The organism is Nitratidesulfovibrio vulgaris str. Hildenborough (assembly GCF_000195755.1).
In the GTDB taxonomy this organism is placed as follows: domain Bacteria; phylum Desulfobacterota; class Desulfovibrionia; order Desulfovibrionales; family Desulfovibrionaceae; genus Nitratidesulfovibrio; species Nitratidesulfovibrio vulgaris.
Genome location: NC_002937.3, coordinates 2,804,341 through 2,824,041 on the forward strand (window position 1 = coordinate 2,804,341; position 19,701 = coordinate 2,824,041).

Below are 19,701 nucleotides of genomic sequence, written 5' to 3' on the forward strand. Positions count from 1 at the left end.
CTGACGCTGCTTGCTGATTGTTCGAGGACAAAGCAGGAGCTGGCAGACGCGCTTGGCATCAAGCCTCCTGCCGTATGTGACGCCTGCAAAAGGCTGCGCGCCAATGGATATGTCCAGTGGCACAATGGCTATTGGAATATCACTGACAAGGGATGGCAAATGCTGGCCTCCGGCCAGCCGCTTAAGAGCGGCCCCGGCAAGGGCAACTCGCCTGCACGCGGACGCAGCACTCTGCGGGCCAAGGCGTGGCGGGCCATGCGGATGCTGGAGGGGTTCAGCCTCGACGACCTGCTGACCATGTTGTGCGACGGCAGCGAAGGCGACCCCTCGCGCAACCTTACGGACTACCTGCGTGCCCTTGTGGCGGCGGGCTACCTGATGCCGCTTCCCCGTCGGGGGAACGGCCGTCATCCGCAACGCTACCGCCTGCGCCGTGACCGCTACACCGGGCCGGACGCCCCGGCGTGGAACAAGCCTGAACGCACCCTGACAGACCCCAACACGGGCGAGGTCTTCCGCATCCCGCGCAAGCGCGACAGCGTGGAGGAGGCACCCCATGCCTGACTGGCTGGCCCTGCTGCACAAGGCCGTCGAAGGTCGCACCAAGGCGGCCGTGGCGCGTGAACTTGGCGTGTCGCGTCCTTCGGTGAGCCTGCTTCTGGCAGGCCGCTACCCCGGCCGCACCGACCACATGGCCGCACGCGTTCTGGCTGTCTACGGCCGCATCGCCTGCCCGCACCTTTCCGCAGACATCACCACGGCGCAGTGCCGCAGCATGAGCGGCCCGGTGCCCACATCAAGCCCGGCGGCCATCCGCCATTGGCGGGCGTGCCAAGCGTGCCCGCACAGACCATCAACCACACCATCAACCGACGGAGGAAACTAGACATGGCGACAGCAGCGAAGAAGCTTCAGAAGGCACAGGCCAACGTCACCCCCATGCCCACGGGCACGGTGAAGCTGGGACGCGAGACCTTTCCGGCCCCCGCAACCCTTGTGGAACTGGTGCGCAAGGGGCGCGACATCAAGATGATGATGGATGAACTGAAGGCCGAACTCGACACGGTGAACGCCGCCATTCTGGCGGAAGTGCCCCGCTGGATGGACGGCGTGGGGACCCTGCACATCATCACCGAAGGCGTGGACTGCACCGTGACCTTGCGTGACGCGGTGGCCATCGAAAACGTGGGGACCCTGCGCGAACTGCTGGGCGACCGCTTCCCCGACCTCGTGAAGGAGAAGGTGAACTTCACCCCCGAAGCCAAGCTGGTCGCCATCGCCACCGACGGTGACCACCCTCTGGCCCGTGACGTGGCCTCCTGCCTGCGGATTCAGGAAGCCAAGGCCTCCGTCAGCTACAAGGCCGCCTAGGGAGAATGTATGGCTCGCGACCTGTTGCAGCACGGGCGCATGGTGGCCCTGTTCGCGGAACGGGTGTTGCGCACGCCCGGTATGACCCCTGACGACATGCCGGAGCTTTCCGGCAACCCGGCATTCGGCAAGCTCTCCACGCGGGAACGGGCATCGGTGGCCCGGTCCATCAAGCACGGTGCGGCATCGAAGCTCATTGAGACGGGCTACCCGGAGGCTACGGTCAAGCGCATCCTGCGCGTGTGACGACCTGACTTGCGAAACCGCCCCCATGCGGGGCGGTCGTCGGAGCGTGGCGGCTCCGGCCTGACGAGCAGCCGAAGGAAGAGAAATGACGGTAATTAGCTCACACCTGTCTGTGGCGATTGACTACCTCTTGGATGAATCCGCTTTTCCTGATGAGAGGTTGGCGGGGAAGTTCCTGCGGGACGGCGTCCCGATGAGTGCAGAGGAGGTTCGCGAGTACCTTCGCGAGGAGAAGGCGGCAGGGAAGAAGCTTTTTCCTCTCAAGCCCTGTGACCGATTCGACCCCTATGAAAAGGGGTGCCTTGGGCACGAAGTAGAAGCGTAGCGAAACCGCCCCCCCATGCGGGGCGGTCGTCCGGCGGTGGCGCGCCGGGCCTGACGAGCAGCCGAACAATGCAAGGTGAACATGGCAGAACAGCGCAAGAAAACAGCCTCGCTTTTGCTGTCTGTAGACGGCAATCCCCCTGTGAGTCTGGAATGCTTCCCGGCGGAACAATGGCCCGCCGCAGGAGGTGCGCCGGGCCTTTTCCGGGTGCGCCAGGGCGGCAAGTGGCTGCGGGGGCATGGCGGCGAGAAGTACCACTTCATGACGCCCGAAGCCCTTGGCGGCCACATGGCCCAACTCCTGTGCGGGCATGAACCCGCCCCGGCCCCTGACCTGCCGGTGGGGACGCCGGTCCGCGTGCCCAATGGCAACACCTTCGCCGGGCTTCCCCTGTACGACGCCACGCGCACGGCCACGCCTCCGTTCCAAGCGGCGGACGGTCGCTGGCATGTGCATGTCCTGCTGTACGGGCGAGGGCTTGTGGCCGTGCCCTGCGACACCCTGAAACACCGTTGAGGTGCCCCATGCGTGAAGAATCGCGTGCCTCCCTGCTGGCCAAGCTGCATATAGCCAAGAAAGACCTTGGCCTTACGGACGACATCTACCGCGACATGCTGGAAGGCGTGACGGGCAAGCGTTCCGGTGCCGACCTGTCGGTGAAGGAACTGGTGGCCGTGATAGCCGAACTGCGGGCCAAAGGGTGGCAACCCAAGAGCACCCCGCGCTACGGGCGCAAGCCCAAGGTACGGGGAGCGGCCAAGCCCCAGCTTGCCAAGGTGGAGGCATTGCTTGCCGACAATGGCAGGCCGTGGGCCTACGCTGAAGGCATCGCCAAGCGGATGTACGGTGTGGAGAAGCTTGAATGGTGCGACGAGGCGCAGATTTCCGGCGTCATGGTGGCACTGGTGAAGGACGCCCGCCGCCGCAAGGGGAAGGCATGAGCGCAAGCATGAACCTTCTGCCGGGTATGCCGTCGCGCCCTGCATTGTCCGAAGCCGCCTTGCCTGCGGCAGCCCGCGAGATAGCGGCGCTGGTGGGGCTACCCAAGACCCTGCAACTGGTGGAACGCCTTGGTGGCACGACGTTCCCCGTGCCCAAACGCGCCACCAAGGTGGGCGAACTGCGCTACTTCATGCTTGCCGACGTGGTGGGGGTGGAGGCGGCCGACCTGTTGTGCAGACACTACGGCGGAACCAACCTGTACGTGCCCCGTTGTGCCGAAGCCCTACGCAAGGCGCGTGATGCGGAAATCGTGGCGACCTTCGACCGTGAGACGAAAGAGAAGAGTGCTAGCGCGGTTGTCGCGGAACTCGCCTTGCGGTATAGGCTGTCCGACAGGCGTATATGGCTGATACTCAAAGAGGTCCCTGTCCTCGCCGTCATGGAACACATCAACCCCGCCCGCAGGCAAGGGCGGCTGTTGTAGAGGAGTAGCGAAGTGGTACGTTTATTTGCCCTTGTACTTCTATTGGTTACAATGCCCACGCTTGCTTTTGCAGATGATGCAGAGAGAGTAGAAAAACACAAAATCGGTGCCATGAAGGGTGACTACCAAGACCAACGCAACCTTGCTTATACTCTTTCAACGTCCAGTGACCCCTTCGTCGAGAACAAGATGCTCGGCTGCGCTTGGCGCAAGTTGATACTTCTTTCGGGAAGTCAACGAATCGATGCTACTGACATACAGAACGAAAAGTTCTATTGCGGCAAGCTCTCCCCTGAAGAACAGGCTGTCGCAACAAAGCAGGCAGAGCGCCTCTATAAAGAAATATACTAGCCACTGAACCCCTTCAACCTGTCACCGCCCCCGGTCGCTGTCATTCTGACAGCGCCGGGGGCGGCCCCTTTTCCGCCTCCTGCGTGACCTGAAACCACTAGGAGGCTTTCACATGCACATTCCCCGTTCAGTGCGCGCCGCCCGTCATGCACGGATGCTGTGGTGCGCGTTCATCGCTCTTCTGTTCCTGCTGGCCGTGGGCTGCATCGCCCCGCAACAGTTGCCCGTCATCCTGTACAAGGCGTCGCTCATCCTTCTGGCCGCCTTCACGGGTTACTGGATAGACCGTTGGGCCTTCCCCTACGCACGGCCCGACAGCTACCTCGTATCAGACTGGCGCAGGCAGCGCGGCTTTGTGCCGTGTGACGCCAATGACCCCATCGCGCGGGGCTATGCACGCATCTTCGCGGCCGCGCTGGTGCGCCGGGCCATCATCATGGGGGCGGCGATGCTGGCCGTGGGGCTGGGGCTGTGATGAAGGCGCGTTCTTACCCCGTATTGCCCCCCTGCATGGGCTGTTGCCTGTTGTTGCTGGCCCTCATGTGGACGGCAGCCGCCCACTCCGCCCCGGCTATCCCCATGCAGGCCATCCAGTACCGTTCTCAACTCATGCGCGAGGCCCGCGCACAGTGGGGGCTTTCTGCCCCCACGGCCACCTTCGCGGCGCAAGTGCATCAGGAAAGCGGCTGGAACGCCGACGCCGTGTCACCCGTGGGCGCGCAGGGGCTGGCGCAGTTCATGCCGTCCACGGCGCGGTGGCTCCCAACGGTGGCCTCGGACACGGGCAAGCCCTTGCCGTTCAACCCCGGCTGGGCGTTGCGTGCCCTTGTCACCTATGACCGTTGGCTGTGGCAGCGGGTGCAGGCCGTCACGCCCTGCGACCGCATGGCCCTTGCCCTAGCCGCCTACAACGGCGGCCTCGGCTGGGTGCAGCGCGATGCCCGGCTTGCCGCCGCACGCGGGCTGGACGCCCGGCGGTGGTGGGACAACGTGGAGACCGTCAACGCCGGACGCTCCGCTAACGCCAAGCGCGAGAACCGGGGCTACCCCCGGCGCATCCTGCTGACCCTCGAACCCGCTTACATGGCGGCGGGCTGGGGCGGGGGCATGTGCCATGAGTAGCTTCAACCCGGCATCCATCCTGTCCTTCCTGTGGCGGATACGCGGGGCGCTGGCGCTGCTGCTCGTGAGCGTTCTTCTGCTGGCCCTGTCGGTGCGCTGCAACACGCTACGCGCGACCCTTGCCGCCGAACAGACAGCCCATAACGCCACCCTCCACGCCCTGCTTGATGCCGTGCATGAGGGCGACCGCTGGAAGGCCCTGACCGAAGACGCCTACGCCAAGGCCGCCGCGCTCTCGGACTATGCCGACGCCTGCCTGAAGCGAGAGGCAGAGGCCCGCGCCGACTTCGCCGCCCGAACCACCATCATGACCAACGCCAGACCCCGCCCCCGCACCGATGCGGAAGCGAAGGAGGTTATCGACGATGCGACGCGCATGGCCGCTGCTGCTCGCCTTAATCGCCCTTGGTAGCGGATGCGCCGGGCGAGCGCTTCCCACAGTGCCCCCGGCCCCGGTGCTGGCCCCCGTGGTGGTGTGCCCGGCCCCTTCCCGGCCCGGTCTGCCCGCGCTGGACGGCACTCTCCCCTTCGACAGCCCGGCCAACGTGGGGGCACTGCTTGAACGTGACGACGCCTTGCGCGGCTACGCCAAGGGCCTTGAGGCCACGGTGGACTGCTACCGGGCGCAGACCGTCAGCACCCCCGGCAAGGAGCGTTAGCGCATGGAAACGGCCGCGCTGGTCTCCTTCATCCTCAACGGCTTTCTGACGCTGGCTGGCACATTGTTCGGCTTCGTGTTGCGTGCCGCATGGCAGCAACTGGACGCCCTGAAGCAGGAACTGGCCGCCTTGCGCGAGCGTATGACGGACCAGTGCGTCCGCCGTGACGACTACACCATGATGCGCGGCGAGGTGCTGTCCCAGCTTGAACGCATCGACTCCAAACTCGACAGACTGGCGCAACGCCTGACCCGCGAAACAGGGGGACCATATGAACAAGGGTAACGGCCTCGGCGAAGATTGCTCCCGTGAGCTGGAGCTTCTTGAACGCATTGATGCCAAGATGGACAAACTAGGCAAACGCATGGACGGCTTGGAACGCCGCGCGGCCACGGCCGGTGCGGTGGCGGGCGGCGTCTCCGGCGGTCTGGCCGGGGGCGTGGTGGCCGTGGGCATCCTGTACATCAAGGCCAAGCTGGGGTGGTGACATGGCGCATGATGAAGCCACCCGCCGGGCGGCGCGTTCCGCCTACGCCTATGACCAGTTGCCGCTGGAACGGGCCGCCGCCAAGGCGGGGGTGCCCGCGTCCACCCTCGCGCGCTGGAAGCGCGAGGCCAAGGCCGAAGGTGACGACTGGGACAAGGTGCGCGCCGCCAACGCGCTGGCTTCGGGCGGGGTCGAAGACGTGGCCCGGCAGATGCTCACCGACTACGTGGTGCAGCACAAGACGCTGATAGACCACCTGCGCGACGAGACCACGGGCGAACGGATGTCCCCGCGCGACAAGGCCGACATCCTCGCCAGCCTTGCCGACAGCTTCAACAAGACCGTGGCCGCCTGCCGCCGGGTCATGCCCGAGACCAACGAACTGGCCGTGGCCCTTGAAGTGCTGGGCCTGCTTGGCGACTACGTGCGCGAACACTTCCCCGGTCATGCCCCGGCCCTGCTCGAAGTGCTCGAACCCTTCGGCTACGAGCTTTCCAAGCATTACGGGGGCAAGGCATGAAGATAGCCCCCAAGCTCACCCGGCGCGAGTTCCTGCTTTCGCTGGCCGAGCTTTCCGCCACCTTGCGCCAGCAGATAGAGGCCGAATGCGAAGGCTTCGCGGCAGACCCGGAAGCCAGTGCCAAACGTCGCGCACAAGCACAGGACGACTTCACCTACTTCAGGCGCACCTACTTCCCGCATTATGTGCGGGCTACGGCCACGACAGGCGGCGGCGATTCGGTCTTGCACCGCTGGCTGGACGCCGAACTGCCCAGCATGGTGGCAAGCCCTGCCGGGGTGAAGCTGGCGGTGGCCGCCCCGCGTGGCGAGGCCAAGTCCACCTATGTGGCGCTGTTCTTCGTGCTGTGGTGCGTGGCCACGGGCCGCAAGCACTACATATTGCTGATTGCCGACGCCCTGACACAGGCCGCCGCGCTGCTTGAGGCAGTGAAGGCCGAACTTGAGGCCAACCCGCGCCTTGGCATGGACTTTCCCGAGGCCACGGGCCGGGGTCGCATCTGGAACGAGGTCACCACGGTGACGGCGGGCAACATCAAGTTGCAGGCCCTTGGCGCGGGCAAGCGTATGCGCGGCCTGCGGCACGGCCCGCACCGCCCCGACCTGTGCATCCTCGACGACCTTGAGAACGACGAGAACGTGCAGAAGCCCGAACAGCGCGACAAGCTTGAAGCATGGCTGCAACGCACCGTGCTGTCGCTTGGCCCGGCCGACGACAGCATGGACGTGGTGTATGTGGGCACCATCCTGCATTACGACAGCGTGCTGGCCCGCACCCTGAAGAAACCCCTGTGGCGCTCAAGGGCGTTCCGGGCCGTGCTGGCGTGGCCGCACCGCATGGACCTGTGGGACAGGTGGGAGGCCATCCTCCACGGCGAAGGGGCAGAGGCGGCGCGGGCCTTCCACACGGCCCATGCCGACGACATGGCCCAAGGGGCAGAGGTCTCATGGCCCGCCATGCGCCCCCTGTACAAGCTGATGGAGAAGCGCGCCGAAGACCACGCCGCCTTCGACGCCGAACAGCAGAACGACCCCCTTTCCGGCGACGACGCCCCCTTTGCCACCTGCATCACCTTCTGGGTGGACCGCCGAGCCGACTGGCTGTTCTTCGGCGCAGTGGACCCTTCATTGGGCAAGCACGGCGCAGGGCGCGACCCTTCCGCCATCCTTGTGGGCGGTTTCCACCGGGCCACCATGACGCTGGACGTGGTGGAGGCCCTCATCCGCAAGCGGCACCCCGACCGCATCATTGAAGACGTCATCGCCGCCCATGCCGAATACCGCTGCCTGATGTGGGGCGTGGAGGCCGTGCAGTTTCAAGAGTTCTTCGCGCACGTGCTGGCCCAGCGCGCCCTTGAACGGGGCATGGCCATGCCGGTGCGTCCCGTGGTGAACGGCACCGACAAGCAGCTGCGCATCGAGACCTTGCAACCCTACATGGTGCAGGGCCGCATACGCCTGCACCCCTCACAGGCCACGCTGGTTGACCAGTTGCGCCATTTCCCCAAGGCCGACCACGACGACGGGCCGGACGCGCTAGAGATGCTGTGGCGCATGGCTACGGGCGGCTTCGTCAGCCTGCGCGACGCCTTCATCCCCGTACCGCGCACCCATTCCTTCAGGGCCACGGCCCCCGACGCATTCGACGAGGAGGCAGACCATGTATTCTATTGACGACATGCTGCGCACGGCGCGCGGCTTCGTCCATTCGTTTCTGGCTTCGGGCGGGGTGCAGACCCGAGACGGCGACAGGGCCGAGGCCACGGCCAACCTGTACTGGGAGCGTTGGGGCAACGCCGTGGACGGCCTCACCCCCGCGCGGCTGCGCAGCATCCTGCAAGCGGCGGACGACGGCGACATCCTGCGCCAGCACCTGCTCTTCGCCGACATGGAGGACAGGTGCGACCATCTGGCGGCGGAACTGTCGAAGCGCAAACGGGCCTTGCTGACCCTCGACTGGGAGATACTGCCGGGCCGCGCCGCAGACGCCAAGGCACAGCGCGTGGCCGATGCCGTGCGCGAACAGTTCGACGCGCTGGCCAACATCGAAGACCTCATGCTGGACATGGCCGACGGCATAGGCCACGGCTTCGCCGCCTTGGAGATACAGTGGGGGCGCGAAGGACGCACCCACCTGCCGCAGGCGTTCCACTTCAGGCCACAGGCATGGTTCCAGACCGCGCCAGAAGACCGCAACGCCCTGCGCCTGCGCGACGGCACGGCCGAAGGGGCCACCCTGCAACCCTTCGGCTGGGTGCTGCACACCCACCGCAGCCGTTCGGGCTGGCTGCCCCGCGCCGGGCTGTTCCGCGTGCTGGCATGGTCGTACCTCATCCGGGCCTACGCCCTTGCCGCCAACGCCTCCTATGTGGAGGTGCACGGTCTGCCGTTCCGCCTTGGCAAATACCCGCAGGGCAGCAACGAAGAAGACAAGGCGGCCCTGCGGCGCGCCTTGCAGTGCCTTGGCCGCGATGCTTCGGGCATCATCCCGCAGGGGATGGACATCATCTTCCAGACGCCCGCCAACAGCACGCACGACCACTTCGGCACGCTCATTGCCCGGTGCGAACAGGGCATGAGCAAGGCCATCTTGGGCGGCACGCTGACCAGTCAGGCCGACGGCAAGACCAGCACCAACGCCCTTGGCAACATCCATAACGAGATGCGGCACGACCTGCTGGTGTCGGACGCCTTGCAGATTGCGGGCACGCTGTCCCGGCAGGTGCTGGCCCCGCTGGCCATCCTGAACGAGGGCGTGGCCGATGCCCGGTTTCTGCCGTGGTTCCGCTTCGACACGCGCGAGGCCGAAGACCTTTCGACCTACGCCGATGCGTTGCCCAAGCTGGCGGGTGTGATGCGCATCCCCGCCCGCTGGGCGCATGAGAAGCTGAAGATACCGCAACCCGAAGGGGATGAAGAGGTGCTGCGCGTGCCCGATGCCCTTGGCGGGCCGCGTGACGCGAACGCGGGGCCGGGGCCTAAAGGTGGCGCACCTACAGGCCAAGGTGAGGGTGCGGGCGAAGACGCGGCGCTCACGGCGGCCCTTGCGGCGGTCTCTGCCCCAACGACTGACCATGACGCTGGCCCTGAATCTGGCCCTGACGCTGGCCATGACGCTGCCCCTGAACCGGATGCAGACTTTCCCGACCAGCAGGCCGTGGACGCCATCGACCTGCCCGACGCGACCTTGCAGGCCGCCATGGAAGAACTGCTGGCCCCGCTCATGGCAGAACTCCAGCAAGGCACGGAACCGGGTGAACTGCTGGCGCGACTCGGGGAACTGTACCCCACGATGCCGGGCCGCAATCTGGAAGAACTGCTGGCGCGGGCGCTGTTCGTCAGCGAGGTGTGGGGGCGCGTGAGCGCCGCAGGTGAATAGCCATGCCCGAAGTCCCCTCACTCACCTACGCCATAGCGCTACCGCCCAAGGATGCCATCGCCTACTTCGAGGCCAAGGGCTACGCCGTCACCTTCAACTGGCACGACCTGTGGCAAGAGGCGCACGCCCGCGCCTTCACCGTGGCAGGCGTCGCCCGGCTGGACGTGCTGGAGGACATCCGCGAAGCCCTCACCACCCACCTGAAGGAGGGCAAGGGCGAATACCGGTTCCACAAGCAACTGGAACCGACGCTGCGTAGCAAGGGCTGGTGGGGCAAACGCACAGAGACGGGGGCCGACGGCAAGCCCCGCGTGGTGCGCATGGGCAGCCCGGCCCGGTTGCGGCTCATCTTCCGTCAGAACATCCAGACGGCGTACATGGCGGGCCGCTACAGGCAGATGCACGAGAACGCCGAAGCCCGCCCCTTCTGGCAGTATGTGGCCGTGCTGGATTCCAAGACGCGCCCCGGCCACAAGATGTTGCACGGGCGCGTGTTCCGCCATGACGACCCGTTCTGGCATTCGCACTATCCGCCCAACGGCTGGGGCTGCCGCTGCCGGGTGCGTGCCCTGTCGCCGCACCGCATGGAGAAGGAAGGCCTCACCACCGAAAGCGGCGCACGGCACATGGTGACGCAGCAGCGCGAGGTGCTGAACCGCCATACCGGAGAGGTGCAGACGCGCCCCGTCACCGGCTACCGGATGCCGGGCGCGGACGGTGCCATTGCATGGACGGACCTTGGCTTCTCATACAACCCCGGTGCGGCCGGGCTGGCCAACATGCTTGGCGAGGGCATCCGCAAGCTTGAGGGCGCAACGCATCCGGTGGCCGCCGCCACGGTGCGCAGACTGGCCAGCGGTGAGACGTTCACGGCGTGGCAGGCCAAGCCCGAAGGCGACTTCCCCTTGGCGGTGCTGCGGGGTGAAGACGCGGCGCGCATCGGCGCAACGTCCACGGTGGCCCGGCTGTCACCAGAGACCTACGCCAAACAGTGCCGCCACCACCCCGAACTGACACAGGCCGACTACGCACGCGCTCAAGACGTGGTGGAACAGGGCGAACGGCTACAGGATGGCACAAAGAACCTGCTGTTTCTGCTGGATGAACCGGGCGGGCATGTCGTGGTGGTGAAGGCCACCCAAGAAGCCGATGAACTGTTCGTGACCAGTATGCGCCGCTTGAGCCAAGGCGAAGCCCGCCGCAACAGCGAGGTCAGGCGGTTGAGAAAAAAGCAGCCCGGCTCGGACAGATAGGCCGAGCCGGGCAGATAGCAGAGAGACACAACACATACGCAGGGCGGTGGAGGGGCCTGCCACCCGCCGAAGCGGAAACCCCACAATGCGCTCCGGGCTATGCCCGTGCTACGGCCGGCAGAATGTCACCGTGTCGCACCATCCCTGCAATGAGGAGACTAGCCATGATAGAGATAGAGGTCAACACAGAGGCCATCGAAGAGGGGCTGCAACGTCTGGCCGCGTTGGGCCGCGACCTCACCCCCGTGGCCCGTGCCCTTGGCGGGGTCATGGCCGATGCCGCCGAACGCGCCTTCGCCGGGCAGTGCGACCCGGTCACAGGCGCGGCGTGGCATCCGCTCTCGCCGGTCACACTGGCCCGCCGTGCCAAGGGCGGGCACGACGGCCCCATCCTACAGGTGCGGGGCATCCTCGCTTCCAGCATCCACACCGACTACGGGCGCGACCATGTGACCGTGGGCACCAACGAACCACATGCCCGTACCCACCAGTTCGGGGCCATGCGGGGCGCGCATGGCCGCACACGCCGCGGCGGCCCCATCCCGTGGGGCAATATCCCAGCGCGGCCCTTCCTCGGCGTGGGGCCGGATGATGAAGAGGAGATTGAGGGCATTGTCAGGGCGGAAGTGCAAAAGGCGTTTTTTGGCGTGTAAGCCTCGGAAAGGCGGTTACCTGATGCGTGATTGGGGAAAGCTCCTTGCGTGAAAACTAACGCTGCGCTAACGGGAATAAAACGGCTTCCTGATATTATGGCTTGCCGTAGAAATCTCCCGAGGAAGGTGAACAGATGTCAGCGAAAGTCGTTCAAGAAAATCTTGGTGATGCAGTTATTTCTGCTATAGTCCAATTTGCCAGAAAGGATATTAAGACTGTTGCTCAAATCGAGGACGTTCTTGATCATATATCTAATGCAAATAAGAGATATGTAATTGCATTAGCAATTTATGGAGCTCGCTGGATATACAAACTTCAGCTGGTTACCTTGACTTCAAACGAAGAACAAATAGCCCATGTCAGGGCACAAATATCAGAATACGGCTCTTCATGTGAAGCTATTCTTTTAAATATGGCATGTGATGATGGCTTTAAGTATTCAGGAATCCCAAAGTTTTACCATGTCATTAGATATTGCAAATCCAAAAGAATAATAAATGCTAGTTTATCTAATAAGCTTCACACTCTGCGCATGTGGAGAAATGAAATCCACATGGAAATTCGGACTTCTCCAAAATATCTCGACTATTCAAAGCAAGCATATAGTATTTTGCAAGAGGTAATAATCCAGACAAGACGCTGGAAATCTGTGCCAATCAAAACCCTTTAGTACCCACTGAACCCCTTCCATCTGTCTTCCCTCTCATGCCCCCGTATACCGGGGGCATGTCGCATTTCAAGCCCTCGCGCACAGCGCATCATCCCACCGCCGCACTGACCGTGCCGGTCTGCCTTTCGCAAGAAGGGGCTGCCGGTCTGCCCGCCGGGCTGAACGTGCAACTCTTCCCCGAAGGCACGTTCGCCGCCCGTGATGGACGCCCCGCCACCATGACAGGTGGCGCCCTCGCCGCATGGCGCATGGACGCGGACATCGCCGCCGCCATCATCGCGGCGGTGGCCTCCCGCGAGACGCCGCTCGTCATCGACTATGAGCACCAGTCGCTGAACGCTCGTCAGAACGGCCAGCCCGCCCCGGCGGCCGGATGGGTCGAATCCGTGGCCTTCGTGCCCGGTCGCGGCCTGTTCGCCGCCGTGTCGTGGACGGAACGCGCCCGCGCCTACATCGAAGCGGGCGAATACCGCTTCATCTCCCCCGTCTTCACCTTCGACGCCACCACCGGCGCGGTGCAGGCCCTTGCCAGCGCCGCCCTCACCAACACCCCGGCCCTCGACGGCATGGAGGCCGTCGCGGCTGTGGAAGACCCCACAACACAGGAGACCGCAATGGACGAATTGCTGGAGCGCCTGCGCTGGATGCTGAACCTGCCCGTGACAGCCACGGCGGGCGAGGTCATCGCGCAACTGGACAAACTGAAGGGGATGCTGGCCCCCGGTGCGGAGGGCGAAGCCGCCGCCACGGCCGACCCCGTGGACCTTGTGGCGCTGCTCACGGAACAGCGCGAGCAGATAGCCACGCTGACCACGCAGACCACCACGCCCGACCCGGCACGCTTCGCGCCCGTGGCCGCACTCACCGCCCTGCAACAGAGCAACACGGCCTTGCAGGCCCGCGTGGCGGAACTGGAGGCCGGGCACGAACTGGCAGCCCTCACGGCGGAGATCGACGCCGCACTGGCCGACGGCCGCCTGAACAAGGCCGTGGAACCGTGGGCGCGCGAACTGGCCAAGACCGATGCCGCAGCCCTGCGCACCTACCTTGCCGCCGCCGTACCCGTGGCCGCGCTCACCCACATGCAGACCGGGGGCGTCACCCCGGCGGGGGCGCAGCCCGGCACGGCCGCCCTCACTGAAGAAGCCCGCTACGTCATCAACCAGTTGGGAATCACCCCCGAAGAATACCGCGCCGCCAACGGCGAGGAGGCATAGATGGCCATCGTCACCAACGCATTGCTCGCCACCATGCGCACCGGCTTCAACGCCGCGTTCCAGCGCGGCCAGAACCGCGCCGCGCCCATGTGGCCCACCGTGGCCACGCTGATACCCAGCACCGCCGCACAGAACACCTACGGCTGGCTTGGGCAGTTCCCCAAACTGCGCGAATGGGTGGGCGACCGTATGTTCCGCCACATGCAGGAACACGGCTATGCCATCACCAACAAGCTGTACGAGAGCACCGTGGGCGTGGCCCGTACCGCCATCGAGGACGACTCCCTCGGCGTCTACACCCCGCTGTTCGAGGAGATGGGCTACGGCGCGTCCACCCACCCCGACGAACTGGTGTGGGGCCTGCTGAAGAACGGGCACGCCACCAACTGCTTCGACGGCCAGTCCTTCTTCGACACCGACCACCCCGTGTACCCCGAAGTGGACGGCACCGGCAGCCCCGCCACGGTGAGCAACAACCTTGTGCCCTCCACCGACGCCGGAACCGCGTGGTTCCTGCTGGATGTCTCGCGCCCCCTGAAGCCCATCATCTTTCAGGAGCGCACCAAGCCGCAGTTGCAGGTCATCACCAACCCCGACAGCGAGCATGTCTTCATCAAGGACGAAATCCCCTACGGCGTGCGCTACCGCTGCAACGTGGGCTTCGGCTTCTGGCAGATGGCGGTGCGCAGCCAGCACGCGCTGGACGCCGCAGGCTTCGAGGCCGCGCTGCTGAAGCTTCAGACCATGAAGGCCGACGGCGGCCGCCCGCTGGGCCTCGGCACCGGCGGCAAGGCGGGCCTGCTGCTGGTGGTGCCGCCCACGCTGAACGGCGCGGCCCGGCGCGTGGTGGGCGTCTCTGAACTGCCGGGCGGCGGCACCAACCCGTGGTACGACGCGGCCACCGTGGTGGCCTCACCGTGGCTGGCCTAGGGGGTGATGCCATGCGCTACAGCGTGACCACCGCCCCCGGCGTCGAACGCCGCTACCGTTCGGGCCTGTGCTTCACCGCACAGCCGCAGGACGTGGACGGCGCGGACATGGCCGAAGACCGCCTGCACGCCATACTGGCCGACCCGTATCTGACGTGCCAGCCCATGCCCGCCGCTGTGGATGCCCCCGAAGGCGACGCCACGCCGCAGGCCCCCGGCGCAGAGAACGCCCCGGCTGACGCGGAAGGCAGCGACACCCCGGAAGCTACGCCCGAAGCCCCGGCAGGCCCCCGCCGCACCTCCAAGAAGGGCAGCGAGGCCGCGAAGGAAGGTACGGACTGATGCCCGGCACCACCTATGCCACGCCTGCCGACATGATAGCGGCCTTCGGTCTGGACGAGATGATAGCCGTCACCGACCGCACCGGCACGGGGCAGGTGGATGCCGCCGTCGCGCTGGAGGCTCTTGAACGGGCCTCCAGCGAGGCGGAAAGCTACCTTGCGGCTCGCTATCCGTTGCCGCTGGCCACCGTGCCGCAGGCGCTGGCCTACGCGGTGTGCGACATGGCCCGCTACCGCCTCACGGGCGGGGCCGCGCAAGAGACCGAGAGCATAGCCGAACGCCACAGGGCCGCCGTGGCATGGTTGCGCGACGTGGCCGCAGGCCGGGCCGTGCTGCCCGGCGCACTGCCCCCCGCACAGGGCGGGGGTGGCGTGGCCATCGACGCCGGGCACCGCCACTGGATGGCAGCACCTGAAGGGGGCGACGCATGAAGGCCAGCCCCATCGCCCGCATCGAAGACGCCATCATGCGCCGCCTAGGCGAAGCCAAGCTGCCGTACCTGCGCACCGTCGCCACCTATGGCGGCGAACTGGACGGAGAGGTGGCGCAGACCATACGCCGCTTCCCCGCCGTATGGGTGGCCTTTCAGGGTGAACGCGAAGCGGAACCCGTGGGCACCTCGCGCACGGTCTGGCATGTGCCCGCGACATGGGTGGTGCTGGTGGCCGCCCACAACCTGCGCAACGAGGCGGCCACCCGCAGGGGCGACGCCATGCACGTGGGCACCTACCAGATGCTTGAAGACGTGCGCGCCCTGTTGCTGGGGCAGGACTTCGAGGCGTGGGGCCTTGAGATGGACCCGCTACGCCCCGGCCGCGTCCGCAGCCTGTTCAACGGCAAGCTCCAGTCCCAAGGCGTCAGCATCTACGCGCAGGAATGGCACACCCGCTACGCCCTGCACCTTCCGCCCACCGCCCTTGGTGGCGTCGCTGCCGAGACCGCCCCCGGCACGGTGCTGCCCCCGCTTTCCGGCGTGGGCCTGCGCTACCACCTGCAACCCGACGACGGCACACCCGATGCCGTGGACCTTGTGACCCTGCAACAGGGGAGGATGTGACCATGTACGTCAAAGCCGCAGACGGCCTCCGGGTGCCCATGGAAGAGCACCCGCGCCGCTACATCGAAGAGACCCCGGTGCATGTGCCGGATACGGCCTACTACCGTCGCCGCATGGCGGACGGGGATTTGATCGCCTTACCCGAACCCGACAGCGTTAACGAGGAGGCCCGCCGTGGGAAGCGCTAACGTCTCGTTCGACACCGTGCCCGCGTCCGTCCGCAAGCCGGGCAAGTACCTTGAATTCAACACCCGCCTTGCCGTGCGCACCTTGCCCGCCAACGCCCAGCGGGTGCTCATCGTGGCGCAGGCCCTGCCCGGTGCCAGCCAGCCCGTGTTGCAGCCGGTGGACGTGTTCTCCGATGTGGAGGCCCGCGCCCTCTTCGGTGAAGGCAGCGTGGCGCACCTGATGGCCCGTGCCGCCATCGTGGCCAATCCCTACATCTCCCTCGCCGTCATGGGCGTGGCGGACGACGCGGCAGGCGTGGCCGCATCCGGCAGTGTGGCCGTGGGCGGCACCGCCGTGAGTTCGGGCGTGCTCTCCGTGCAGGTGGGCACGGCCATGGTGCGCGTGGCCGTGGCGAAGGACGATGCCGCAGCCGCCATAGCCACGGCCTTGGCCGCCGCCTTCGCCGCCACGCGCGACCTGCCCGTCACCGCCGGGGCACAGGCCGGGACGGTGACGCTGACCGCCCGCAACAAGGGCACGCTGGCCAACGCCATCCCGCTTGCTGCGCACAGCACCGCGCAGGGCATCACGGTGACGCTGACCCCCATGAGCGGCGGGCAGGCCGACCCCGACATCAAGCCCGCGCTGGCCGCCGTCTACAATGCCGGGCATCACGTCATCATCAGCCCCTACGGTTCGCAAGAGGCCCTCACCGCCTTGCGCGACCATCTGGACGGCGTCTCGCACGCCATGGAACAGCGCGGGGCCGTGGGCGTGTACTCCACCACCGGCACGCTGGCGCAGGGCACCACCCTCGCCGGGCAGGTGAACGCCGGGCGCATCACCGGCGGACTGTTGCCGGGCACGGCCAGTCTGCCGTGCGAAGTGGCCGCCGCTTACGGGGCCGTCATCGCCAGCGAAGAAGACCCGGCCCGCCCGCTGAACACCTTGCCGCTCAAGGGCATCGCCCCGCCCCCCGTCGCGGTGCGCCTTGGCCGCATGGAGCAGGAGACGGCCCTGCACAACGGCGTCACCCCGCTGGAAGTGGGGCCGGGCGACGTGGTGCAGATAGTGCGCGCCGTCACCACCTACACCCGCGACCCGCAGGGCATTGAAGACGTGGCCCTGCTGGACCTGACCACCATCCGCACGCTGGACTATGTGCGCCGCGCCGTGCGCGACCGCATCAGCCTGCGCTTCCCGCGCGAGAAGCTTTCGGAACGCACGCCCCCCAAGGTGCGTAGCGAGATTCTCGACGTGCTGCTGAAGCTTGAAGAACTGGAAGTGGTGGAGGCGGTGCAGGCCAACCTTCCCGCACTCATCGTGGAACGCGATGGCCAAGACCCCAACCGGCTGAACGCCAAGATACCGGTCGACGTGGTGAACGGGCTGCATGTGTTTGCGGGCCGCATCGACCTGCTTCTATAATAATCGCCCCCTTGCCATGTGTAGCTTTTTGCGTATCTTATAGTCACTTTTACAAACTACACATGGCAGGGAGGCACTATGAGTCAACATGCGACGTGGCGCGAAGAAATGGTCATCAACCTAACTGGGGGCATGGCTGATGAACATGAAATTGACGCCGGGGTGCTCTGTGAATCCTTGACTGGTTTGACTAAGCTCGCGGAGAAAACGCGAGCATCAATTTATAGAGATGCTAAGATTTCCATCAAAATAAAAGGTGGTTTTAAAGAAGGTTCATTCGATTACTCTATTGTTTTTGACATGTTTGCTGCTGTAGCCCCTGTTGCCCCTCAACTTGTCAAAACAATAAAGGAAGTTATAGAATTCAGGAAGTTTTTGAATGGGGGAGAGCCTGTGAAAACTGAACCTGAAGCTAATAATAGTTCAAGAGTTGAAAACAATAGTGGCGCAACAATGGTCGTCCAAAACAGTACTATAATAATCAATAATAGCCCCTTAACAACAAAGGCACTTCAAAAGTTTTTTTCACCACTCGGCAGTGGAATAAATGCTTTTGAAGTAAGCGACAGCGAAGAAAAAAACGTTACAGTTGGCTCTCAAGAAAAGAATTTGTTCTTAGATACAACATCAAAAGAAGTAGATTCAAATGATTCTGAAAGAATTCTCGAAATTCTAACAGCTCAAATGGATGGAAAGCCAAACGGATGGCGCTTTTACGATGTTGAAGAAGAAATTGAATTTTCAGCAGGAGTTGCTGACTCAAGTTTTCTTATGGCTGTAAATTCTGGTAAATATGGAATTCTTCGAGGAAGCCACGTATCCGCAACAGTCCGTACAAACAGGATGATAGTAGATGGCCGACGAAGAACAGAAAGAACAATAATTAGTCTTATTCCGATTGAATAAAGCAATACACCTCGAATCAAAGCCCCGCCACTGCGGGGCTTATCTTTTATATACTGAACTCCTTCCATATAGAGTGACGTTATATTCTAACATACCATACTCTGACATCAACAATGTAACGGGTAGGAGTATGCCATGGCCCTGAAGGAATACCTCGGCGCAATCGTGCTGGAAGTGGACGGCAAGGAATACGAGGTCGAATCGGTAGACATCGACCACAAGTCAGGCCGCAAACTGGTGAAGACCATGAACCGCAAGGGCAGGCCCAGCGGCTATGCCGAAGGCGTCCACGAATGGACGCTGAAGATATCCGCCCCCGTGCCCAAGGAAGGCGGCCCGGACTGGAACAGCATCGTGGGCGCAAAGCTGACCATCTACCCGGTGACGCCCGGCGGCAAACGCACGTCGTACCTTGATTGCGTCGCCCTCGATGACGCCGACAAGTACAACGTGGACAACGAGGCGAAAGTGGATGTGACACTGGCGGCCATGGACAAGGTTGTAGAATAGGACACGCCCCGGCGCACGCCGCGTTGTCCAGCCGTCGCAGACGGCGCAAGCCCGCAAGGGAAGCTTGCTTCCCCAAGGGCGGCACAGGCCCTGAAGGCGAAACCTGAAGGGCCGTCATCTGGTCAGACAACGAGGCCAAGGTCGACGTGACGCTGGCGGCCATGGACAAGGTTGTAGAATAGCGAGGAGCACAGACCATGAGCATGAAGAACGCCACCGGCAAGGGCACGCTGGCCATCGGCTACCGCGACGAGGCAGGCACCTGCCACAAGGACTTCGAGATGCGCCTTCCCACGCTGGAGGACATCGAAGAGGCCATAGCCGATGCGGGCGAAGGGGCCTGTCAGGCGCGTGTCAGCCGTCATGTATGGGCACGCACCATCACCCGCCTTGGCACCCTGCCTGCCGAGGCCATCGACGCCAGCCTTCTGGCAGGCCTTGCCGACGTGGAATACGGCCGCTTCGCCGATGTGGAGGCCAGCATCAGAAAAAAGCTGCTGGCCGAGAGCGAGAGCTCCGGCAGTTGAGAGCGGCGGAACTGGCCCTAGTGCGTCACGGTTTCAGCCTTGCGGACATACGCAGCCTGACCGTGCCTGAACTGCAAAGCTACATCGACCTTCTGACGGGCCGCACCTCCACCGGAGGGCAACGCTTCGTCAACCGAAGGCTGAAGGGGAGATAG

32 protein-coding genes and 2 other RNA genes are annotated in these 19,701 nt (G+C 64.5%); all 34 read left to right on the forward strand.

From position 1 onward, the window contains the following. Nucleotides 1-159 precede the first annotated feature (159 nt). The 34 genes from DVU_RS12595 to DVU_RS16960 all read left to right on the forward strand — a co-directional run bounded on the left by DVU_RS12595 (nt 160) and on the right by DVU_RS16960 (nt 19,701). Entirely contained in the window at nt 160-564 is a 405-nt protein-coding gene (locus DVU_RS12595) for a hypothetical protein (RefSeq protein ID WP_223295106.1), read from the forward strand. Then, on the forward strand, nt 557-886 hold the full coding sequence (locus DVU_RS12600; RefSeq protein WP_014524553.1) for a helix-turn-helix domain-containing protein: 330 nt from the start codon (nt 557-559) through the stop codon (nt 884-886). Before DVU_RS12595 ends, DVU_RS12600 begins: the two co-directional genes overlap by 8 nt. Nucleotides 887-888: 2 nt before the next feature. Next, nucleotides 889-1,371: a hypothetical protein gene (locus DVU_RS12605; RefSeq protein WP_014524554.1), complete on the forward strand. Its 483-nt coding sequence runs from the start codon at nt 889-891 to the stop codon at nt 1,369-1,371. Nucleotides 1,372-1,380: 9 nt separating this feature from the next. After that, nucleotides 1,381-1,617 (forward strand): hypothetical protein, encoded by a 237-nt coding sequence (locus DVU_RS12610; RefSeq protein ID WP_010939961.1) that lies wholly within the window; start codon nt 1,381-1,383, stop codon nt 1,615-1,617. A 9-nt stretch (nt 1,618-1,626) separates the two neighbouring features. Further along, nucleotides 1,627-1,694, forward strand: an RNA gene (locus DVU_RS12615) — hammerhead ribozyme type II. Nucleotides 1,695-1,702: 8 nt separating this feature from the next. Continuing rightward, the gene (locus DVU_RS12620) at nt 1,703-1,942 is read left to right on the forward strand and encodes a hypothetical protein (protein ID WP_010939962.1); all 240 of its coding nucleotides are present in this window, start codon (nt 1,703-1,705) and stop codon (nt 1,940-1,942) included. After that, an RNA gene (locus DVU_RS12625) (hammerhead ribozyme type II) lies at nt 1,940-2,009 on the forward strand. The genes DVU_RS12620 and DVU_RS12625 overlap by 3 nt, the downstream gene beginning before the upstream one ends. Before the next feature lie 14 nt (nt 2,010-2,023). Continuing rightward, nucleotides 2,024-2,458 carry a hypothetical protein gene (locus tag DVU_RS12630; RefSeq protein ID WP_010939963.1) on the forward strand — a complete coding sequence of 145 codons (435 nt, stop codon included), beginning with the start codon at nt 2,024-2,026 and terminating at the stop codon, nt 2,456-2,458. An 8-nt stretch (nt 2,459-2,466) separates the two neighbouring features. Beyond that, on the forward strand, nt 2,467-2,883 hold the full coding sequence (locus DVU_RS12635) for a gp16 family protein (RefSeq protein WP_010939964.1): 417 nt from the start codon (nt 2,467-2,469) through the stop codon (nt 2,881-2,883). Next, complete coding sequence (locus DVU_RS12640) at nt 2,880-3,368, forward strand: Mor transcription activator family protein (protein ID WP_010939965.1); 489 nt, start codon at nt 2,880-2,882, stop codon at nt 3,366-3,368. The genes DVU_RS12635 and DVU_RS12640 overlap by 4 nt, the downstream gene beginning before the upstream one ends. A gap of 12 nt (nt 3,369-3,380) precedes the next feature. Next, nucleotides 3,381-3,719 carry a hypothetical protein gene (locus tag DVU_RS12645; RefSeq protein WP_010939966.1) on the forward strand — a complete coding sequence of 113 codons (339 nt, stop codon included), beginning with the start codon at nt 3,381-3,383 and terminating at the stop codon, nt 3,717-3,719. A gap of 112 nt (nt 3,720-3,831) precedes the next feature. Continuing rightward, the gene (locus tag DVU_RS12650; RefSeq protein WP_010939967.1) at nt 3,832-4,194 is read left to right on the forward strand and encodes a putative holin; all 363 of its coding nucleotides are present in this window, start codon (nt 3,832-3,834) and stop codon (nt 4,192-4,194) included. Continuing rightward, complete coding sequence (locus DVU_RS12655) at nt 4,194-4,841, forward strand: transglycosylase SLT domain-containing protein (RefSeq protein WP_010939968.1); 648 nt, start codon at nt 4,194-4,196, stop codon at nt 4,839-4,841. The genes DVU_RS12650 and DVU_RS12655 overlap by 1 nt, the downstream gene beginning before the upstream one ends. Beyond that, nucleotides 4,834-5,253 (forward strand): hypothetical protein, encoded by a 420-nt coding sequence (locus tag DVU_RS12660; protein ID WP_010939969.1) that lies wholly within the window; start codon nt 4,834-4,836, stop codon nt 5,251-5,253. The genes DVU_RS12655 and DVU_RS12660 overlap by 8 nt, the downstream gene beginning before the upstream one ends. Before the next feature lie 28 nt (nt 5,254-5,281). Next, nucleotides 5,282-5,500 (forward strand): hypothetical protein, encoded by a 219-nt coding sequence (locus DVU_RS12665; protein WP_010939970.1) that lies wholly within the window; start codon nt 5,282-5,284, stop codon nt 5,498-5,500. Nucleotides 5,501-5,503: 3 nt separating this feature from the next. Continuing rightward, entirely contained in the window at nt 5,504-5,785 is a 282-nt protein-coding gene (locus tag DVU_RS12670) for a hypothetical protein (RefSeq protein ID WP_010939971.1), read from the forward strand. After that, on the forward strand, nt 5,772-5,987 hold the full coding sequence (locus DVU_RS12675; protein WP_010939972.1) for a hypothetical protein: 216 nt from the start codon (nt 5,772-5,774) through the stop codon (nt 5,985-5,987). Before DVU_RS12670 ends, DVU_RS12675 begins: the two co-directional genes overlap by 14 nt. A gap of 1 nt (nt 5,988) precedes the next feature. After that, nucleotides 5,989-6,507, forward strand: coding sequence for a DUF1804 family protein (locus tag DVU_RS12680; RefSeq protein WP_010939973.1), 519 nt, complete (start codon nt 5,989-5,991; stop codon nt 6,505-6,507). After that, on the forward strand, nt 6,504-8,180 hold the full coding sequence (terL, locus tag DVU_RS12685; protein WP_010939974.1) for a phage terminase large subunit: 1,677 nt from the start codon (nt 6,504-6,506) through the stop codon (nt 8,178-8,180). Before DVU_RS12680 ends, terL begins: the two co-directional genes overlap by 4 nt. Next, a complete protein-coding gene (locus tag DVU_RS12690) occupies nt 8,167-9,885 on the forward strand; it encodes a DUF935 domain-containing protein (protein WP_010939975.1) in 1,719 nt (572 codons plus the stop codon). The genes terL and DVU_RS12690 overlap by 14 nt, the downstream gene beginning before the upstream one ends. A 2-nt stretch (nt 9,886-9,887) precedes the next feature. Continuing rightward, a complete protein-coding gene (locus tag DVU_RS12695; RefSeq protein ID WP_010939976.1) occupies nt 9,888-11,138 on the forward strand; it encodes a phage head morphogenesis protein in 1,251 nt (416 codons plus the stop codon). 164 nt (nt 11,139-11,302) lie between these two features. Next, the gene (locus tag DVU_RS12700) at nt 11,303-11,791 is read left to right on the forward strand and encodes a phage virion morphogenesis protein (RefSeq protein WP_010939977.1); all 489 of its coding nucleotides are present in this window, start codon (nt 11,303-11,305) and stop codon (nt 11,789-11,791) included. 134 nt (nt 11,792-11,925) lie between these two features. Beyond that, nucleotides 11,926-12,462, forward strand: coding sequence for a hypothetical protein (locus tag DVU_RS12705; protein ID WP_010940676.1), 537 nt, complete (start codon nt 11,926-11,928; stop codon nt 12,460-12,462). A 56-nt stretch (nt 12,463-12,518) separates the two neighbouring features. Continuing rightward, nucleotides 12,519-13,679: a phage protease gene (locus DVU_RS12710; protein WP_010939978.1), complete on the forward strand. Its 1,161-nt coding sequence runs from the start codon at nt 12,519-12,521 to the stop codon at nt 13,677-13,679. 33 nt (nt 13,680-13,712) lie between these two features. Further along, nucleotides 13,713-14,609, forward strand: coding sequence for a Mu-like prophage major head subunit gpT family protein (locus DVU_RS12715; RefSeq protein WP_396897309.1), 897 nt, complete (start codon nt 13,713-13,715; stop codon nt 14,607-14,609). An 11-nt stretch (nt 14,610-14,620) separates the two neighbouring features. After that, complete coding sequence (locus DVU_RS12720) at nt 14,621-14,950, forward strand: hypothetical protein (RefSeq protein WP_010939980.1); 330 nt, start codon at nt 14,621-14,623, stop codon at nt 14,948-14,950. Continuing rightward, nucleotides 14,950-15,381 (forward strand): gp436 family protein, encoded by a 432-nt coding sequence (locus DVU_RS12725; RefSeq protein ID WP_010939981.1) that lies wholly within the window; start codon nt 14,950-14,952, stop codon nt 15,379-15,381. The genes DVU_RS12720 and DVU_RS12725 overlap by 1 nt, the downstream gene beginning before the upstream one ends. After that, nucleotides 15,378-16,007 (forward strand): DUF1834 family protein, encoded by a 630-nt coding sequence (locus tag DVU_RS12730; RefSeq protein WP_010939982.1) that lies wholly within the window; start codon nt 15,378-15,380, stop codon nt 16,005-16,007. The genes DVU_RS12725 and DVU_RS12730 overlap by 4 nt, the downstream gene beginning before the upstream one ends. A 2-nt stretch (nt 16,008-16,009) precedes the next feature. Beyond that, nucleotides 16,010-16,195, forward strand: a complete 186-nt coding sequence (locus DVU_RS12735; protein ID WP_010939983.1) for a DUF2635 domain-containing protein — start codon at nt 16,010-16,012, stop codon at nt 16,193-16,195. Next, entirely contained in the window at nt 16,182-17,603 is a 1,422-nt protein-coding gene (locus tag DVU_RS12740) for a phage tail sheath C-terminal domain-containing protein (protein ID WP_010939984.1), read from the forward strand. Before DVU_RS12735 ends, DVU_RS12740 begins: the two co-directional genes overlap by 14 nt. 78 nt (nt 17,604-17,681) lie before the next feature. Further along, on the forward strand, nt 17,682-18,509 hold the full coding sequence (locus DVU_RS12745; protein WP_010939985.1) for a hypothetical protein: 828 nt from the start codon (nt 17,682-17,684) through the stop codon (nt 18,507-18,509). A gap of 135 nt (nt 18,510-18,644) precedes the next feature. After that, nucleotides 18,645-19,019, forward strand: a complete 375-nt coding sequence (locus DVU_RS12750; RefSeq protein ID WP_010939987.1) for a hypothetical protein — start codon at nt 18,645-18,647, stop codon at nt 19,017-19,019. Nucleotides 19,020-19,216: 197 nt separating this feature from the next. Beyond that, nucleotides 19,217-19,546, forward strand: coding sequence for a hypothetical protein (locus tag DVU_RS12755; RefSeq protein ID WP_010939988.1), 330 nt, complete (start codon nt 19,217-19,219; stop codon nt 19,544-19,546). A gap of 20 nt (nt 19,547-19,566) precedes the next feature. Beyond that, nucleotides 19,567-19,701 (forward strand): hypothetical protein, encoded by a 135-nt coding sequence (locus DVU_RS16960; RefSeq protein ID WP_263053355.1) that lies wholly within the window; start codon nt 19,567-19,569, stop codon nt 19,699-19,701.

What these genes read in the sequence shown, in the direction of transcription:
- DVU_RS12700 (WP_010939977.1), top strand. Translation starts at nt 11,303, where the DNA reads ATGATAGAGATAGAGGTCAACACAGAGGCCATCGAAGAGGGGCTGCAA.
- DVU_RS12620 (WP_010939962.1), top strand. Translation starts at nt 1,703, where the DNA reads ATGACGGTAATTAGCTCACACCTGTCTGTGGCGATTGACTACCTCTTG.
- DVU_RS12595 (WP_223295106.1), top strand. Translation starts at nt 160, where the DNA reads ATGCTGGCCTCCGGCCAGCCGCTTAAGAGCGGCCCCGGCAAGGGCAAC.
- DVU_RS12745 (WP_010939985.1), top strand. Translation starts at nt 17,682, where the DNA reads ATGAGTCAACATGCGACGTGGCGCGAAGAAATGGTCATCAACCTAACT.
- DVU_RS12680 (WP_010939973.1), top strand. Translation starts at nt 5,989, where the DNA reads ATGGCGCATGATGAAGCCACCCGCCGGGCGGCGCGTTCCGCCTACGCC.
- DVU_RS12660 (WP_010939969.1), top strand. Translation starts at nt 4,834, where the DNA reads ATGAGTAGCTTCAACCCGGCATCCATCCTGTCCTTCCTGTGGCGGATA.
- DVU_RS12755 (WP_010939988.1), top strand. Translation starts at nt 19,217, where the DNA reads ATGAGCATGAAGAACGCCACCGGCAAGGGCACGCTGGCCATCGGCTAC.
- DVU_RS12640 (WP_010939965.1), top strand. Translation starts at nt 2,880, where the DNA reads ATGAGCGCAAGCATGAACCTTCTGCCGGGTATGCCGTCGCGCCCTGCA.
- DVU_RS12730 (WP_010939982.1), top strand. Translation starts at nt 15,378, where the DNA reads ATGAAGGCCAGCCCCATCGCCCGCATCGAAGACGCCATCATGCGCCGC.
- DVU_RS12750 (WP_010939987.1), top strand. Translation starts at nt 18,645, where the DNA reads ATGGCCCTGAAGGAATACCTCGGCGCAATCGTGCTGGAAGTGGACGGC.
- DVU_RS12735 (WP_010939983.1), top strand. Translation starts at nt 16,010, where the DNA reads ATGTACGTCAAAGCCGCAGACGGCCTCCGGGTGCCCATGGAAGAGCAC.
- terL (WP_010939974.1), top strand. Translation starts at nt 6,504, where the DNA reads ATGAAGATAGCCCCCAAGCTCACCCGGCGCGAGTTCCTGCTTTCGCTG.
- DVU_RS12710 (WP_010939978.1), top strand. Translation starts at nt 12,519, where the DNA reads ATGTCGCATTTCAAGCCCTCGCGCACAGCGCATCATCCCACCGCCGCA.
- DVU_RS12715 (WP_396897309.1), top strand. Translation starts at nt 13,713, where the DNA reads ATGCGCACCGGCTTCAACGCCGCGTTCCAGCGCGGCCAGAACCGCGCC.
- DVU_RS12690 (WP_010939975.1), top strand. Translation starts at nt 8,167, where the DNA reads ATGTATTCTATTGACGACATGCTGCGCACGGCGCGCGGCTTCGTCCAT.
- DVU_RS12605 (WP_014524554.1), top strand. Translation starts at nt 889, where the DNA reads ATGGCGACAGCAGCGAAGAAGCTTCAGAAGGCACAGGCCAACGTCACC.
- DVU_RS12655 (WP_010939968.1), top strand. Translation starts at nt 4,194, where the DNA reads ATGAAGGCGCGTTCTTACCCCGTATTGCCCCCCTGCATGGGCTGTTGC.
- DVU_RS12695 (WP_010939976.1), top strand. Translation starts at nt 9,888, where the DNA reads ATGCCCGAAGTCCCCTCACTCACCTACGCCATAGCGCTACCGCCCAAG.
- DVU_RS12600 (WP_014524553.1), top strand. Translation starts at nt 557, where the DNA reads ATGCCTGACTGGCTGGCCCTGCTGCACAAGGCCGTCGAAGGTCGCACC.
- DVU_RS12720 (WP_010939980.1), top strand. Translation starts at nt 14,621, where the DNA reads ATGCGCTACAGCGTGACCACCGCCCCCGGCGTCGAACGCCGCTACCGT.
- DVU_RS12630 (WP_010939963.1), top strand. Translation starts at nt 2,024, where the DNA reads ATGGCAGAACAGCGCAAGAAAACAGCCTCGCTTTTGCTGTCTGTAGAC.
- DVU_RS12670 (WP_010939971.1), top strand. Translation starts at nt 5,504, where the DNA reads ATGGAAACGGCCGCGCTGGTCTCCTTCATCCTCAACGGCTTTCTGACG.
- DVU_RS12610 (WP_010939961.1), top strand. Translation starts at nt 1,381, where the DNA reads ATGGCTCGCGACCTGTTGCAGCACGGGCGCATGGTGGCCCTGTTCGCG.
- DVU_RS12635 (WP_010939964.1), top strand. Translation starts at nt 2,467, where the DNA reads ATGCGTGAAGAATCGCGTGCCTCCCTGCTGGCCAAGCTGCATATAGCC.
- DVU_RS12650 (WP_010939967.1), top strand. Translation starts at nt 3,832, where the DNA reads ATGCACATTCCCCGTTCAGTGCGCGCCGCCCGTCATGCACGGATGCTG.
- DVU_RS12705 (WP_010940676.1), top strand. Translation starts at nt 11,926, where the DNA reads ATGTCAGCGAAAGTCGTTCAAGAAAATCTTGGTGATGCAGTTATTTCT.
- DVU_RS12725 (WP_010939981.1), top strand. Translation starts at nt 14,950, where the DNA reads ATGCCCGGCACCACCTATGCCACGCCTGCCGACATGATAGCGGCCTTC.
- DVU_RS12675 (WP_010939972.1), top strand. Translation starts at nt 5,772, where the DNA reads ATGAACAAGGGTAACGGCCTCGGCGAAGATTGCTCCCGTGAGCTGGAG.